The sequence below is a fragment of the Antarctobacter aquimaris genome (assembly GCF_900184945.1).
In the GTDB taxonomy this organism is placed as follows: Bacteria; Pseudomonadota; Alphaproteobacteria; order Rhodobacterales; family Rhodobacteraceae; genus Maliponia; species Maliponia aquimaris.
The window spans coordinates 17,614-30,764 of record NZ_FXYF01000007.1; the positions used below are offsets into that span (position 1 = coordinate 17,614).

At 66.8% G+C, this 13,151-nt stretch carries 12 protein-coding genes; 10 read left to right on the plus strand and 2 right to left on the minus strand.

The genetic code is table 11. The features are described 5' to 3' along the window. Window positions 1-67: 67 nt before the first annotated feature. Entirely contained in the window at window positions 68-955 is an 888-nt protein-coding gene (locus MAA8898_RS13440; RefSeq protein ID WP_094021547.1) for a hydrogen peroxide-inducible genes activator, read from the minus strand. 206 nt (window positions 956-1,161) lie between these two features. On the opposite strand from MAA8898_RS13440, the gene katG reads away from it, so the two are divergent. Then, window positions 1,162-3,330, plus strand: coding sequence for a catalase/peroxidase HPI (katG, locus tag MAA8898_RS13445; RefSeq protein ID WP_094021548.1), 2,169 nt, complete (start codon window positions 1,162-1,164; stop codon window positions 3,328-3,330). A gap of 79 nt (window positions 3,331-3,409) precedes the next feature. Here katG and efp read toward each other — a convergent pair whose 3' ends face one another. Continuing rightward, the gene (gene efp, locus MAA8898_RS13450; protein WP_094021549.1) at window positions 3,410-3,976 is read right to left on the minus strand and encodes an elongation factor P; all 567 of its coding nucleotides are present in this window, start codon (window positions 3,974-3,976) and stop codon (window positions 3,410-3,412) included. A gap of 100 nt (window positions 3,977-4,076) precedes the next feature. Between efp and epmA the strand changes: the two genes are divergently transcribed. The 9 genes from epmA (at window position 4,077) to paaZ (ending at window position 13,141) form a co-directional block, all read left to right on the plus strand. Next, window positions 4,077-5,132, plus strand: a complete 1,056-nt coding sequence (epmA, locus tag MAA8898_RS13455; RefSeq protein WP_094021550.1) for an EF-P lysine aminoacylase EpmA — start codon at window positions 4,077-4,079, stop codon at window positions 5,130-5,132. Between the two features lie 177 nt (window positions 5,133-5,309). Next, entirely contained in the window at window positions 5,310-6,512 is a 1,203-nt protein-coding gene (gene pcaF, locus MAA8898_RS13460; protein ID WP_094021551.1) for a 3-oxoadipyl-CoA thiolase, read from the plus strand. Window positions 6,513-6,537: 25 nt separating this feature from the next. Continuing rightward, window positions 6,538-7,515 carry a 1,2-phenylacetyl-CoA epoxidase subunit PaaA gene (gene paaA, locus MAA8898_RS13465; RefSeq protein ID WP_094021552.1) on the plus strand — a complete coding sequence of 326 codons (978 nt, stop codon included), beginning with the start codon at window positions 6,538-6,540 and terminating at the stop codon, window positions 7,513-7,515. A 230-nt stretch (window positions 7,516-7,745) separates the two neighbouring features. Then, on the plus strand, window positions 7,746-7,979 hold the full coding sequence (gene paaB, locus MAA8898_RS13470; RefSeq protein WP_245853425.1) for a 1,2-phenylacetyl-CoA epoxidase subunit PaaB: 234 nt from the start codon (window positions 7,746-7,748) through the stop codon (window positions 7,977-7,979). Then, a complete protein-coding gene (gene paaC, locus MAA8898_RS13475) occupies window positions 7,979-8,740 on the plus strand; it encodes a 1,2-phenylacetyl-CoA epoxidase subunit PaaC (RefSeq protein ID WP_094021554.1) in 762 nt (253 codons plus the stop codon). Before paaB ends, paaC begins: the two co-directional genes overlap by 1 nt. Window positions 8,741-8,746: 6 nt before the next feature. Further along, window positions 8,747-9,205 carry a 1,2-phenylacetyl-CoA epoxidase subunit PaaD gene (gene paaD / locus MAA8898_RS13480; protein ID WP_094021555.1) on the plus strand — a complete coding sequence of 153 codons (459 nt, stop codon included), beginning with the start codon at window positions 8,747-8,749 and terminating at the stop codon, window positions 9,203-9,205. A 12-nt stretch (window positions 9,206-9,217) separates the two neighbouring features. Then, the gene (gene paaE, locus MAA8898_RS13485; protein WP_094021556.1) at window positions 9,218-10,285 is read left to right on the plus strand and encodes a 1,2-phenylacetyl-CoA epoxidase subunit PaaE; all 1,068 of its coding nucleotides are present in this window, start codon (window positions 9,218-9,220) and stop codon (window positions 10,283-10,285) included. 12 nt (window positions 10,286-10,297) lie between these two features. Continuing rightward, complete coding sequence (locus MAA8898_RS13490; protein WP_094021557.1) at window positions 10,298-11,059, plus strand: Phenylacetic acid catabolic protein; 762 nt, start codon at window positions 10,298-10,300, stop codon at window positions 11,057-11,059. A 45-nt stretch (window positions 11,060-11,104) separates the two neighbouring features. Further along, the gene (gene paaZ / locus MAA8898_RS13495; protein WP_094021558.1) at window positions 11,105-13,141 is read left to right on the plus strand and encodes a phenylacetic acid degradation bifunctional protein PaaZ; all 2,037 of its coding nucleotides are present in this window, start codon (window positions 11,105-11,107) and stop codon (window positions 13,139-13,141) included. Window positions 13,142-13,151: the final 10 nt, after the last annotated feature.

A 13,151-nucleotide genomic window follows, 5' to 3' on the forward strand; every position in this document is an offset into this window, starting at 1 on the left:
AGAAAATCCATTCGAGTTGTCAGTATATCCTGAAATTAGTTGCGTTTAGTCATCTCTCGGTGGTGCCTTACCGCGCGGTTGCACGTACTGTCTCGGCAATCCGGAGGAACTGCTCGGCCAATGGAGTCGATTTCCGCCAGACCATGCCGATGGTGCGCGCGGGTTCGGGCGCGGCGAACCGTGCGACCGACACGGCGGCTGACCTGGTTTCGACCGGCACCGCCATTTCCGGGATCAGCGTCACGCCCAGGCCCGCGCCGACCATCTGCACCAGCGTCGTCAAAGACGACCCGTCCAGACCGTCACGCGGCACCGCCGCTGTGATGTTGCAGAAGGACAGCGCCTGGTCGCGGAAACAGTGGCCCTCTTCGAGCAGGAGCAGGCGCATCCTTTGCAGCGCTTCGCCATCTGGAACGGGTTTCCCGGCGTCCGCCTGCGGGCGGACAAAGACAAAGGCCTCGTCGAACAGGGCGACCTCTTCCAGTCCCGGTTCGGAGACCGGCAAGGCAAGAATGGCGGCGTCGATCTTGCCCTCGTGCAACTCCTGCAACAGGCGCGGTGTCAGGGTCTCGCGGATGTGCAGGTCCAGCCCGGCATGGCGCCTGGCAATGTCGCGGAAAAGGCGGGGCAGAAGGTAGGGCGCCACGGTCGGGATCACGCCCAGCCGCAGCCGCCCGGTCAGATCGCCCTGCGCGGCACGGGCCAGGTCCTCGAGTTCGTCCACCGACCGCAGGATGCCGGAGATACGAGCCAGGCATTCCTCGCCCAGCGCGGTCAGCCGCACCTGCCGCGCACCGCGTTCGAACAGGGGGGCGCCCAGTTCCGCCTCCAGATCGCGGATCTGGACCGAAAGCGCGGGCTGCGAGATCGAGCAGGCTGACGCCGCCCGTCCGAAGTGTCCGTGGCGGGCCAGCGCTTCGAAATAGCGGAACTGACGAAGCGTGAGGTTTTTCATAAGAAAAGATTATAGAGGTCATGAGAAAATACAACTTAAAGATATGACGGGGCTTTGTTAGAACCGTTCCAGCCTGGCAGGGAGGTGAGTCGCCTGCTTCGGGGACTTGTGCCCTGGTGCCAGATGCCCACATCGCGAGGGCAACCAGTTGACAAAGCGGGGCGGACACGCGTCCGCGCCGACGAATTTGACCAAGGGAGAACAGCATGGACGGGAACGATATCGCAGGGGGCAAGTGCCCGGTGATGCATGGGGCGATCACCGTGACGGGATCATCCGTCACCGACTGGTGGCCGAAATCGCTGAACCTCGACATCCTGCACCAGCACGATGCCAAGTCCAACCCGATGGGCAAGGACTTCAACTACCGCGAAGAGGTGCGCAAGCTGGACTTCGAGGCCGTCAAGGCCGACGTCAAGGCGCTGATGACCGACAGCCAGGACTGGTGGCCTGCGGATTGGGGCCACTACGGCGGCCTGATGATCCGCCTGGCGTGGCACTCGGCCGGGACCTACCGCCTGGCGGACGGCCGTGGCGGCGGCGGCGCGGGCAACATCCGCTTTGCCCCTCTGAACAGCTGGCCGGACAACGGCAACCTCGACAAGGCCCGCCGCCTGCTGTGGCCGGTCAAGAAGAAGTACGGCAACAAGCTGAGCTGGGCCGACCTGATCCTGCTGGCCGGCAACATGGCCTACGAGTCGATGGGCCTCAAGACCTACGGCTTTTCCTTTGGCCGCGAGGATATCTGGCACCCGGAAAAGGACATCTACTGGGGCGCGGAAAAGGAATGGCTGGCGCCCTCCGACAATCGTTATGACGACGTGTCCAAGCCGGAGACCATGGAAAACCCGCTGGCCGCCGTGCAGATGGGCCTGATCTACGTGAACCCCGAGGGCGTGAACGGCCAGTCGGACCCGATCAAGACCGCAGCCCAGGTGCGCGAGACCTTCGCCCGCATGGCGATGGACGACGTGGAAACCGCGGCGCTGACCTGCGGTGGCCACACCGTCGGCAAGGCGCACGGCAACGGCGACGCGGGCGCACTGGGCGCCGAACCCGAGGCCGCGCCGATCGAGAACCAGGGCTTTGGCTGGATCAACCCGAACCTGAACGGCAAGGCCAGCAACGCGGTGACCTCTGGCGTCGAAGGCGCCTGGACCACCCATCCGACCCAGTGGGACATGGGCTATTTCGAGCTGTTGTTCGGCTACGAGTGGGAGCTGACCAAGTCGCCCGCCGGCGCCAACCAGTGGCGCCCCGTGAACATCAAGGAAGAGCACATGCCGGTCGATCCCACCGATCCGACCAAGCGTGTGATGCCGATGATGACCGACGCCGACATGGGTATGAAGATGGACCCGGCCTACAACGCGATCTGCCAGAAATTCATGGCCGATCCGGAGTACTTTGCCGACGCCTTTGGCCGCGCGTGGTTCAAGCTGACCCACCGCGACATGGGCCCGCGCAACCGCTACATCGGGCCCGATGCACCGGCCGAGGACCTGATCTGGCAGGACCCGATCCCCGCAGGCGCCACCGGCTACGACGTGGACGCGGTGAAGGCCAAGATCGCCGCCAGCGGCCTGTCGGTCTCCGACATGGTTGCCACCGCCTGGGACAGCGCGCGGACCTTCCGCCAGTCGGACCTGCGCGGCGGTGCCAACGGCGCGCGCATCCGCCTGGCCCCGCAGAAGGACTGGGAAGGAAACGAGCCTGCGCGTCTCGCCAAGGTGCTGTCGGTGCTGGAGCCGATCGCCAAGGCTTCGGGCGCGTCCGTCGCTGACGTGATCGTGCTGGCGGGCAACGTCGGGGTCGAGCAGGCGGCCAAGGCCGCGGGCTTTGACGTCACCGTGCCCTTCATGCCGGGCCGGGGCGACGCGACGCAGGAGATGACCGATGCCGAATCCTTTGACGTGCTGGAACCGGTGGCCGACGGCTTCCGCAACTGGCTGAAGAAGGACTACGTGGTCACCCCCGAAGAGCTGCTTCTGGACCGCGCCCAGCTGATGGGTCTGAGCGGGCCGGAAATGACCTGCCTGATCGGCGGGATGCGGGCGCTGGGCGCCAACCACGGCGGCAGCGCGCACGGCGTGTTCACCGACCGCGCCGGCGCGCTGACCACGGACTTCTTCGTCAACCTGACGGACATGTCCTACAAGTGGGTCCCCGGCGGCGACGGCACCTACGCGATCCAGTCGCGCAAGACCGGCGAGACGAAGTGGACCGCGACGCGCGTCGACCTGGTGTTCGGCTCGAACTCGATCCTGCGCGCCTACGCCGAGGTCTACGCCCAGGACGACAACGCCGGGAAGTTCGTCAACGACTTCGTGGCCGCCTGGACCAAGGTGATGAACGCCGACCGTTTCGACGCCTGAGTGCGGACGGTCTGAAAAGAGAAGGGTGCCCCGGGGGATCGGGGCGCCCTTTTTCGTGGCTCGGCAGAAAGGCGCGACCTCAGTCCTTGGCGCGCTCGACGTAGCTGTTGTCGGCGGTGTTGATGACGATCCGCGTGCCCACGTCGATGTGCGGCGGCACCATGACGCGCACGCCGATGTTGGTGATCGCCGGCTTGTAGCTGGAGGACGCGGTCTGGCCCTTGACCACCGGTTCGGTCTCGGCGATTTCGACGGTCATGCGCTGCGGCAGTTCCAGAGCAATCGGATTGCCCTCGAAGGTGCGCAGGAACACCTTCATCCCCGGCTCCAGGTAGGCCTTGTCGTCGCCCACCACGTCATGGCTGGCGGCGACCTGCTCAAAGGTCTCGGGGTTCATGAAGTGAAAGCCTTCGCCGTCGTCATAGAGGAAATCCCATTCCCGTTCATCGACGTTGGCCTTTTCCACCTGTTCGGTGGTCTTCCAGCGTTCCGAGACCTTCACCCCGTCCGAAATGCGACGCATGTCGACCGAGGTGGTCGGCGTGCCTTTGCCGGGGTGGAAATTCTCGGCCTTGAGGACGACGTAGAGCCGCCCGTCAACGTCGACGACGTTGCCTTTGCGCAGCGAGGAGGCAATGACTTTCACGGGAGTCTTCCTTGTGGATGGCAGTTGCGCGCGTTATGCGCCTGATCGGTGACGGCCCTAGCCGAACTTCGCGGAAAACACCAGAAATAAGGCGCACGAGATGAGCGAAACCCCGTGGTGGAGCCCGGCGCGACATGCCGACCGGCGGCCCGTCCTCTTGGCGCGCAACCGGATCCAGGCAGGTATTCGCGCGCTTCTGGCGCAGCGGGACTTCACCGAGGTCGACCCGGCGGCGCTGGCACTCAGCCCCGGCAACGAGGCGCACCTGCATGCCTTTGCCACCGAGGCCATCGGCAACGACGGGGTGGCGCGGCGCATGTACCTGCACACCTCGCCCGAGTTCGCAATGAAAAAGCTGCTGGCGGCGGGTGAGACGCGGATCTTTTCCTTTGCCCATGTCTGGCGCAACCGCGAGCGCGGCGCGCGCCACAGCCCCGAGTTCACCATGCTGGAATGGTATCGTGTGGGTGAGGAATATGCCGTGCTGATGCAGGACGTGGCGGACATGCTGCGGCTGGCGTGCGAGGCGGCGGGCAGCTCCGTGCTGCGTTTTGGCGACCATGTCTGCGATCCGTTCCAGCCGGTCGAGCGGCTGTCGGTCGCCGAGGCGTTTGACCGCTTTGCCCGGATCGACCTGCTGGCGACGCTGGACCCGTCGGGTGGCACCGTCCGGGAAGCCCTGGCCACGCAGGCCGGGGCGACAGGGGTGCGCATCGCCGCGGACGACACATGGTCCGACATTCTCAGCAAGGTGCTGGTCGAGAAGGTCGAGCCGCACCTCGGCATGGGCCGCATCACCGTGCTGGACCGTTACCCCGCCGCCGAGGCAGCGCTGGCCCGCACCTGCGCCGACGACCCGCGCGAGGCGGAACGCTTCGAGGTCTATGCCTGCGGGGTCGAGCTTGCCAACGGCTTTGGCGAGTTGACAGACCCGGCCGAGCAACGCCGCCGCTTCGCGGCGGAGATGGACGAAAAGGCCCGCGTCTATGGCGAGCGTTACCCGATCGACGAGGATTTCCTGTCTGCGCTGGCGTTGATGCCGCCGGCCTCGGGCATCGCGCTGGGCTTTGACCGGCTGGTGATGCTGGCCACCGCCGCGCCGCGCATCGACGACGTGATCTGGGCGCCTGTGGCCCTCTTGGGTCCGCGGAGCTGAGGCGCGCCGGAACTATTCCTTGCGCGACAGGGCGTGCCGGGCGACGGTAGGGTCGGGGGGCGTCAGGTTGCGTTACAGGATTTTCTGCGTCCGCATGATTTGTAACTCTTCTCTTGCGCGAATCTTTCGAATGCCCTAATCCGACCGTGTGGTCGATTAACGGGAGGACTGTCGTCCATGGATGCTTTCATCTGCGACGGGGTGCGGACGCCGATCGGGCGGTATGGCGGGGCGCTGTCCTCGGTCCGGGCCGACGATCTTGCGGCGCTGCCGATCCGGGCGCTGATGACACGCAACCCCTCCGTCGACTGGGCTGCGGTGGACGAGGTGATCTACGGCTCGGCCAATCAGGCGGGCGAGGACAACCGCAACGTCGCGCGCATGGCGGCGCTGCTGGCCGGTCTGCCCGAGGACGTGCCGGGCACCACGGTCAACCGGCTGTGCGCCAGCGGGATGGACGCGGTGGGCTTTGCCGCCCGGGGCATCAAGGCGGGCGACTACGACCTGTGCATCGCCGGTGGCGTCGAAAGCATGAGCCGCGCGCCCTTTGTCATGCCCAAGGCCGACACCGCCTTTACCCGCGCCAACGCGGTCTACGACACGACGATCGGCTGGCGCTTTGTCAACCCCAGGATGAAGGCGATGTACGGCACCGACTCGATGCCTCAGACCGCCGACAACGTCGCCGCCGACTACACCATCAGCCGTGCTGACCAGGATGCCTTTGCCGCGCGGTCGCAGACCCGTTGGGAGGCGGCGCAGGCGGCGGGGCTGTTCGCGGATGAGATCGTCCCGGTGGAGATCCCGCAGCGCAAAGGCGATCCGCTGGTGGTGGACACCGACGAACACCCGCGCCCCGGCACCACGGCCGAGTCGCTGGCACGCCTCAAGGGCGTGAACGGGCCGGAGCTGACCGTGACGGCGGGCAACGCCAGCGGCGTGAACGATGGGGCTGCGGCCGTGCTGCTGGCCTCCGAAACGGCAGTGCAGGCGCAGGGGCTGACGCCCATGGCCCGCGTGCTGGGCATGGCTTCGGCCGGGGTGGCGCCGCGCGTCATGGGGATCGGGCCGGTGCCGGCCAGCCGCAAGGTGTTGGCGCGGCTGGGACTCACCATCGACCAGATGGATGTGATAGAGTTGAACGAGGCCTTTGCCGCACAGGGGCTGGCGACGCTGCGGGAACTGGGCGTGGCGGATGACGACCCCCGGGTGAACCCGCAGGGCGGCGCCATCGCGCTGGGTCATCCGCTGGGCATGTCCGGCGCGCGGCTGGTGCTGACGGCGGCGCATCAGCTGCGCCGGTCGGGCGGGCGCTACGCGCTCTGCACCATGTGTGTCGGTGTCGGCCAGGGGGCGGCCATCGTCCTCGAACGGGTTTGAATTTCACGAGCAGGGAGTCTCTGCCATGTACGCACAGATGATCAAGTCGGAAGCGTCGCGGGAAGACCCGGAAAAGCTTGCCGCCTTCCAGACCCGCATCGACGCGGGCGAAAAGATCGAGCCCAAGGACTGGATGCCGCAGGGCTACCGCAAGACGCTGATCCGCCAGATCGGCCAGCACGCGCATTCCGAGATCGTCGGCCAGCTGCCCGAGGGCAACTGGATCACCCGCGCGCCCACGCTGGAGCGCAAGGCGATCCTGCTGGCCAAGGTGCAGGACGAGGCGGGGCATGGCCTCTACCTCTACTGCGCGGCCGAAACGCTGGGCGTCAGCCGGGATGAACTGACCGAGATGCTGCTGGACGGGCGGATGAAGTATTCGTCGATCTTCAACTATCCCACGCTGACCTGGGCCGACATGGGCGCGGTGGGCTGGCTGGTGGATGGCGCCGCGATCATGAACCAGGTGCCGCTGCAGCGCACCTCCTTTGGGCCGTACAGCCGCGCGATGATCCGCATCTGCAAGGAAGAGTCGTTCCACCAGCGGCAGGGTTACGACATCATGATGAAGATGGCGCAGGGCACCCGGGCACAAAAGCGCATGGCACAGGATGCGCTGAACCGCTTCTGGTATCCCTCGCTGATGATGTTCGGCCCCTCGGACAAGGAATCCGTGCATTCCGAGCAGTCGATGGCCTGGAAGATCAAGATGAACACCAACGACGAGCTGCGCCAGAAGTTCGTCGACCAGACGGTGCCGCAGGCGGAATACCTCGGGTTGACCGTGCCGGACCCGGACCTGAAGTGGAACGAGGAGACCGGGCACTACGATTTCTCGCAGCCCGACTGGTCGGAGTTCTTCGACGTGCTCAAGGGCAACGGTCCCTGCAACCGCGAGCGGCTGGCCGCCCGAAACAAGGCCTGGGACGACGGCAAATGGGTGCGCGACGGGCTGCTGGCCCATGCCGAGAAGAAGGCCGCGCGCAAGGTCGCCGCAGAGTGAGCGGCGGGCCGGAGCGCCCGGCCACCAGCAAACTTCCCCGACAGGGGGCGGGCGGGGCGCATGGGCGGCCTGCCATCAACAGGATTTTGCCGGGGCGCGCCCCGGACCTTAGGGAGGATGACGCCATGAGTTCCCCGAATTCTGCCTACCCCGACACGCCCGAAAGCGGGTCCAAGCCCAAGCGCCACGAGTGGCCGCTGTGGGAGGTCTTCATCCGCGGCCAGCACGGCATGAGCCACCGGCATGTCGGCTCGCTCCACGCCCCGGACGCCGAGATGGCGATCAAGAATGCCCGCGACGTCTATACCCGCCGCAACGAGGGCGTCAGCATCTGGGTGGTCGAGGCGCGGCACATCGCGGCCTCCTCGCCCTCGGACAAGGGGCCGCTGTATGAGCCGTCCGAGTCCAAGATCTACCGCCACCCCACCTTCTTCGACATTCCGGACGAAGTGGGGGCCATGTGATGACGCGGGACGCGGCGCTTTTCGAATTCCTCTGCCGGATGGGGGACAACACGCTGGTGCTGGGCCACCGGGTCAGCGAATGGTGCGGCCATGCGCCGGTGCTGGAAGAGGACATCGCGCTGGCCAACACCGCGCTGGACCTGATCGGGCAGACGCAGATGTGGTTGGGCCTGGCGGGTGAGGTCGAGGGGCAGGGGCGCTCTGCCGATGATCTGGCGATGCTGCGCGACGTCTGGGATTTCCGCAACGTCCTGCTGGCCGAACAGCCGAACGGCGATTTCGGCCAGACGATGATGCGGCAGTACCTGTTCGACCAGGCGCACCTGCTGTTGCTCAAGGCGCTGATGTTCTCGTCCGACGACCGCGTGGCGGGCATTGCCGCCAAGGCGGTCAAGGAAGTGACCTACCATGTCGAACGCTCGGGCGACACGGTGATCGGGCTGGGCGACGGCACCAGCGAAAGTCACCGGCGGATGCAGGCGGCGCTGGACCTGCTCTGGCCCTATGTCGGCGAGATGTTCACCGACGACGCGGTGAGCGAAGTGCTGGCCGAGGCCGGGATCGCGCCGCAGCCCTCCAGCCTGCGCGACGCCTTCGACGACGCGGTGCGCGAGGTCATGGCCGAGGCGACGCTGGTGATCCCCGACAGCCGCTTTGCCCATTCCGGGGGCAAGACCGGCGTGCGTCACACCGAACACCTGGGCCACCTGCTGACCCAGATGCAGTGGCTCCAGCGCGCCTATCCCGGCGCCACCTGGTAGGCGGCCATGAAACCGACGGTCGATCAGGTCTGGGGCTGGCTGGACGAGGTGCCGGACCCCGAAATCCCGGTGATCTCGGTCGTGGACCTGGGCATCGTGCGCGAGGTCGCCTGGGAGGGCGACGCGCTGCGCGTGGCGGTGACGCCGACCTATTCCGGCTGCCCGGCCACGCGGGTGATCTCGATGGACATCGAGACGGCGCTGCGCGACCGGGGGGTGGACAAGGTGCGGATCGAGACCCGCATCGCGCCGCCCTGGACCACCGATTGGCTGTCCGACAAGGGCCGGTCCAGGCTCGAGGCCTACGGCATCGCGCCGCCGTCGCCGGCGGGCGGGCCGGACAAGTGCCCGCGCTGCGGATCGAAACACGTGACGAAGGTCAGCCAGTTCGGCTCGACCCCCTGCAAGGCGCATTGGCGGTGTGACGACTGCCTCGAGCCGTTCGACTATTTCAAGTGCATCTGAGGAGGGTGGCCGATGCCGCGCTTTCATGAGCTGACTGTCACGGATGTGAAAAAGACCATCCGCGACGCCGTTGTCGTGACCCTGCAGCCGGTAAACGGCGTGGAGTTCGACTTCATCCAGGGGCAGTACCTGACCTTTCGCCGCGACTTTGACGGGACAGAGGTGCGCCGCTCCTACTCGATCTGCGCCGGGCGCGGCGAGGGTGTCCTGCAAGTGGGCATCAAGAAGGTGGAGGGCGGCGCCTTTTCCACCTGGGCCAACGAAGAGCTGAAGCCCGGCATGGTGCTGGAGGCGATGGAGCCGATGGGGTCCTTCCACACCGCCCTGGACCCGCGCGCGCAGCGCGGCTACCTGGGCTTTGCCGGCGGGTCGGGCATCACGCCTGTGCTGTCGATCCTCAAGACCGTGCTGGCGACAGAGCCGCGCAGCGATTTCACGCTGGTCTATGCCAACCGGGGCGTGAACACGATCATGTTCCGCGAGGAACTGGAGGACCTCAAGAACCTCTACATGGGCCGGCTGAACATCATCCACGTGCTGGAATCCGACGCCATGGACATCGAGCTGTTCCAGGGCCGGGTGGATGCCGAGAAGTGCGATGCGCTCTTTGCCCACTGGATCGACGTGACCACGGTCGACACCGCCTTCATCTGCGGGCCGGAGCCGATGATGCTGGGCATCGCCAAGGCGCTGAAGGCGCACGGGCTGACGGATGCCCAGATCAAGTTCGAACTGTTTGCCTCGGCCCAGCCCGGGCGGCTGGCGCAAAAGGCGCGGGCGGCGCAGGCAAGCACGGACGCGCGACGCACCCAGGCGACGGTGACGCTGGACGGCACCTCGCGCAGCTTCGAGATGGACAAGGGTGTGTCGGTGCTGGAGGCGGCATTGGCCAACGCGCTGGACGCGCCCTATGCCTGCAAGGCGGGGGTCTGCTCCACTTGCAAATGCAAGGTGCTGGAGGGTGAGGTCGAGATGGTCGCCAACCACGCGCTCGAGGATTACGAGGTCGAGCGGGGCTATGTCCTCAGCTGCCAGGCCTATCCGCTGACCGACCGCGTGGTCGTGGACTACGACCAGTAAAGGGGGGATGCCATGACCGACGAGATGAACATTGCCGACTACCTGGAGCAGGGCGGCAAGCTGACCAACCCGGCCAACGTGCCGCCGCGCTACCGCGCCGAGCTGATGAAGATGATGAGCAGCTTTGTCGACAGTGAACTGGCGGGTGCGGCGGGCTTTGCCGACGTGATCAACGCCGGGCCGGGCATCAAGGAGCGGATTGCCGCGGCCAAGATCGTGCTGGAAAAGACCGATCACGCCGACAAGGTGCTGCGCCTGATGGGCGAGTTCGGCGCCAACACCGACCGTTACGCCAATGCCCACCCCTGGACCGACCGCCTGCCGCGCGACACCGCCCCCGGCAACCCGCGCAGCGCGCATGACATGCGGCTATCGGTGTTCAACTACCCGCTGGCCGGCTGGACCGATGCGGTCGTCATGAACCTGACCATGGGGCACGCGGTCTGCGTGCAGCTGGAGGACATGGCGCAAGGCTCCTACCAGCCCCTCGCCGAGGCGCTGCGCGAGGTGCTGCCCGCCGAACGGCGGCACACCGAACTGGCCGAGGAAGGGCTGGCGCGGCTCATTGCGCAGGGGCAGGGGGCGCAGATCGCCCAGGCGCTGGCCTACTGGCGGCCGCGCGTGGCGGTGATCTTTGGCGACCCGTCTCAGGACCGCATGGCGCAGCTGCGCGCCTGGGGTTTGCGCCATGCCTCTGCCGCCGAGATGCGCGGCACCTGGGAGACGCGGCTGGACGCGGCGCTGGCGCGGCTGGGCCTCACCGAACCGGCCTGAATTGCACAGAGATGACCGGCCCGCGTGGCGGGCGGAAAGGAAGACATGAGCCTTCTTGACGTCAAGAGCTATGCCGCCGGGCAGTGGATCGCCCCGGGTTCCGGCGCGCGCGAGATCGCCGACGCTGTGACAGGTGCCGTCATGGCACGGGCGGGCAACGACGCGCTGGACGTGAGCGCGATGCTGGACTTCGCGCGCACAAAGGGCGGCACGGCCCTGCGCGCGATGAGTTTTCATGACCGGGCCCGGATGCTCAAGGCGCTGGGCCAGATGCTGTCACAGCACAAGCCCGCGCTATACGAGCTGTCCTTTGCCACCGGGGCGACGGCCCGCGATCACCTGCTGGACATCGACGGCGGCATCGCCACGCTGCTGGTCTATGCCTCCAAAGGGCGGCGCGAGTTGCCGGACGGACACGTCTACCTCGACGGCGAGGTCGAGCAACTGTCGCGCTCGGGCCAGTTCCTGGGGCAGCACATCTGCACGCCGCTCCAAGGGGTTGCCGTCCATATCAACGCTTTCAACTTCCCCGTATGGGGGATGCTGGAGAAACTGGCGCCGACGCTGCTGGCCGGGGTGCCTGCGATCGTCAAGCCGGCGACGGCGACCTGCTATGTTACCGAACTGGCGGTGCTGCTGATGCTGGAGTCGGGCATCCTGCCGGAGGGCGCCCTACAGCTGGTTTCGGGTGGCCTGGGCGACATGCTGGACCATCTGGGCGCGCAGGACGTGGTCAGCTTTACCGGCTCCGCCGACACCGCGCTGAAACTGCGGTCGAACCCGCATCTGCTGTCGCGCTCGGTGCGTTTCGTGGCCGAACAGGACAGCCTGAATGCCTCGATCCTTGGGCCGGACGCGGTGCCGGGGACGCCAGAGTTTGACCTGTTCATCAAGGAAGCACACCGTGAGATGACGGTGAAGGCAGGTCAGAAATGCACCGCGATCCGGCGGATAATCGCGCCGCAGGCGCAAGTGGACGCCGTAATCGAGGCGCTTTCGGCGCGGCTGAAGGGCACCGTGATCGGCGATCCAAGGGCCGACGCGACGCGCATGGGCGCGCTGGTCTCTGCCGGACAGCGGCGCGACGTGCTGGCCAAGGCCGCGCTGATTGCGCAAGAGGCACAGCGCGTCTGCGGCGACCCGGATGCATTCGACGTGCAGGGGGCCGACCCGGCCAAGGGGGCCTTTGTGCCGCCGATGCTGTTCCATTGCGCCGATCCGGACGCCGCGCAGCGGGTGCACGACACCGAGGCGTTTGGCCCGGTCTCGACGGTCATGGGCTACCGTGACCTCGACCACGCGGTGGCGCTTGCCAATCGCGGCGGCGGCTCGCTGGTGGCCTCGGTCATCACCCATGACCCGCAGGTCGCGCGCACCATCGCGCTGGGTGCGGCGGCCTGGCACGGCCGGATCTACATCAACGACCGCGACAGCATGGCCGAGGCGACAGGCCACGGCGCCCCCTTGCCGCACCTTGTCCACGGTGGACCGGGCCGCGCCGGTGGCGGCGAGGAGATGGGCGGCGTGCGCGGCGTCATGCACTACATGCAGCGCACGGCGGTGCAGGGCTCGCCCGCCATGTTGTCGGCCATCGGCGGGCGCTGGATCCCCGGCACGCCCGAGCGAAAGGCCCCCGCGCATCCCTTCACCCGCGGCTTCGACGCGCTGGAGATCGGCGAGACGATCCACGCCGGCCCCCGCGTGATCACGCTGGAGGATATCGAGCATTTCGCCGCGTTCACCGGCGACACCTTCTACGCCCACATGGACGACGAGGCCGCCAAGCGGAACCCCTTCTTCCCGGGCCGCGTCGCGCATGGCTACCTGCTGCTGAGTTTTGCAGCCGGGCTGTTCGTGGAGCCGAACGAAGGCCCGGTGCTGGCCAACACGGGTCTGGATGGTCTACGCTTCATGAAGCCGGTGGTTGCAGGGGACTCGCTCAACGTGCGCCTGACGGTCAAGCAAAAGACGCGCCGTACGGATGAGTACGGCGAAGTGCGCTGGCACGTCACCCTGACCAACCAGGATGCCGAGACGGTGGCGGAATACGAGTTGCTGACGATGAACGCCTACAGGGTCTGAGCAGGCCGCG

What these genes read in the sequence shown, in the direction of transcription:
- MAA8898_RS13440 (WP_094021547.1), bottom strand. Translation starts at nt 955, where the DNA reads ATGAAAAACCTCACGCTTCGTCAGTTCCGCTATTTCGAAGCGCTGGCC.
- katG (WP_094021548.1), top strand. Translation starts at nt 1,162, where the DNA reads ATGGACGGGAACGATATCGCAGGGGGCAAGTGCCCGGTGATGCATGGG.
- epmA (WP_094021550.1), top strand. Translation starts at nt 4,077, where the DNA reads ATGAGCGAAACCCCGTGGTGGAGCCCGGCGCGACATGCCGACCGGCGG.
- pcaF (WP_094021551.1), top strand. Translation starts at nt 5,310, where the DNA reads ATGGATGCTTTCATCTGCGACGGGGTGCGGACGCCGATCGGGCGGTAT.
- paaA (WP_094021552.1), top strand. Translation starts at nt 6,538, where the DNA reads ATGTACGCACAGATGATCAAGTCGGAAGCGTCGCGGGAAGACCCGGAA.
- paaB (WP_245853425.1), top strand. Translation starts at nt 7,746, where the DNA reads ATGAGCCACCGGCATGTCGGCTCGCTCCACGCCCCGGACGCCGAGATG.
- paaC (WP_094021554.1), top strand. Translation starts at nt 7,979, where the DNA reads ATGACGCGGGACGCGGCGCTTTTCGAATTCCTCTGCCGGATGGGGGAC.
- paaD (WP_094021555.1), top strand. Translation starts at nt 8,747, where the DNA reads ATGAAACCGACGGTCGATCAGGTCTGGGGCTGGCTGGACGAGGTGCCG.
- paaE (WP_094021556.1), top strand. Translation starts at nt 9,218, where the DNA reads ATGCCGCGCTTTCATGAGCTGACTGTCACGGATGTGAAAAAGACCATC.
- MAA8898_RS13490 (WP_094021557.1), top strand. Translation starts at nt 10,298, where the DNA reads ATGACCGACGAGATGAACATTGCCGACTACCTGGAGCAGGGCGGCAAG.
- paaZ (WP_094021558.1), top strand. Translation starts at nt 11,105, where the DNA reads ATGAGCCTTCTTGACGTCAAGAGCTATGCCGCCGGGCAGTGGATCGCC.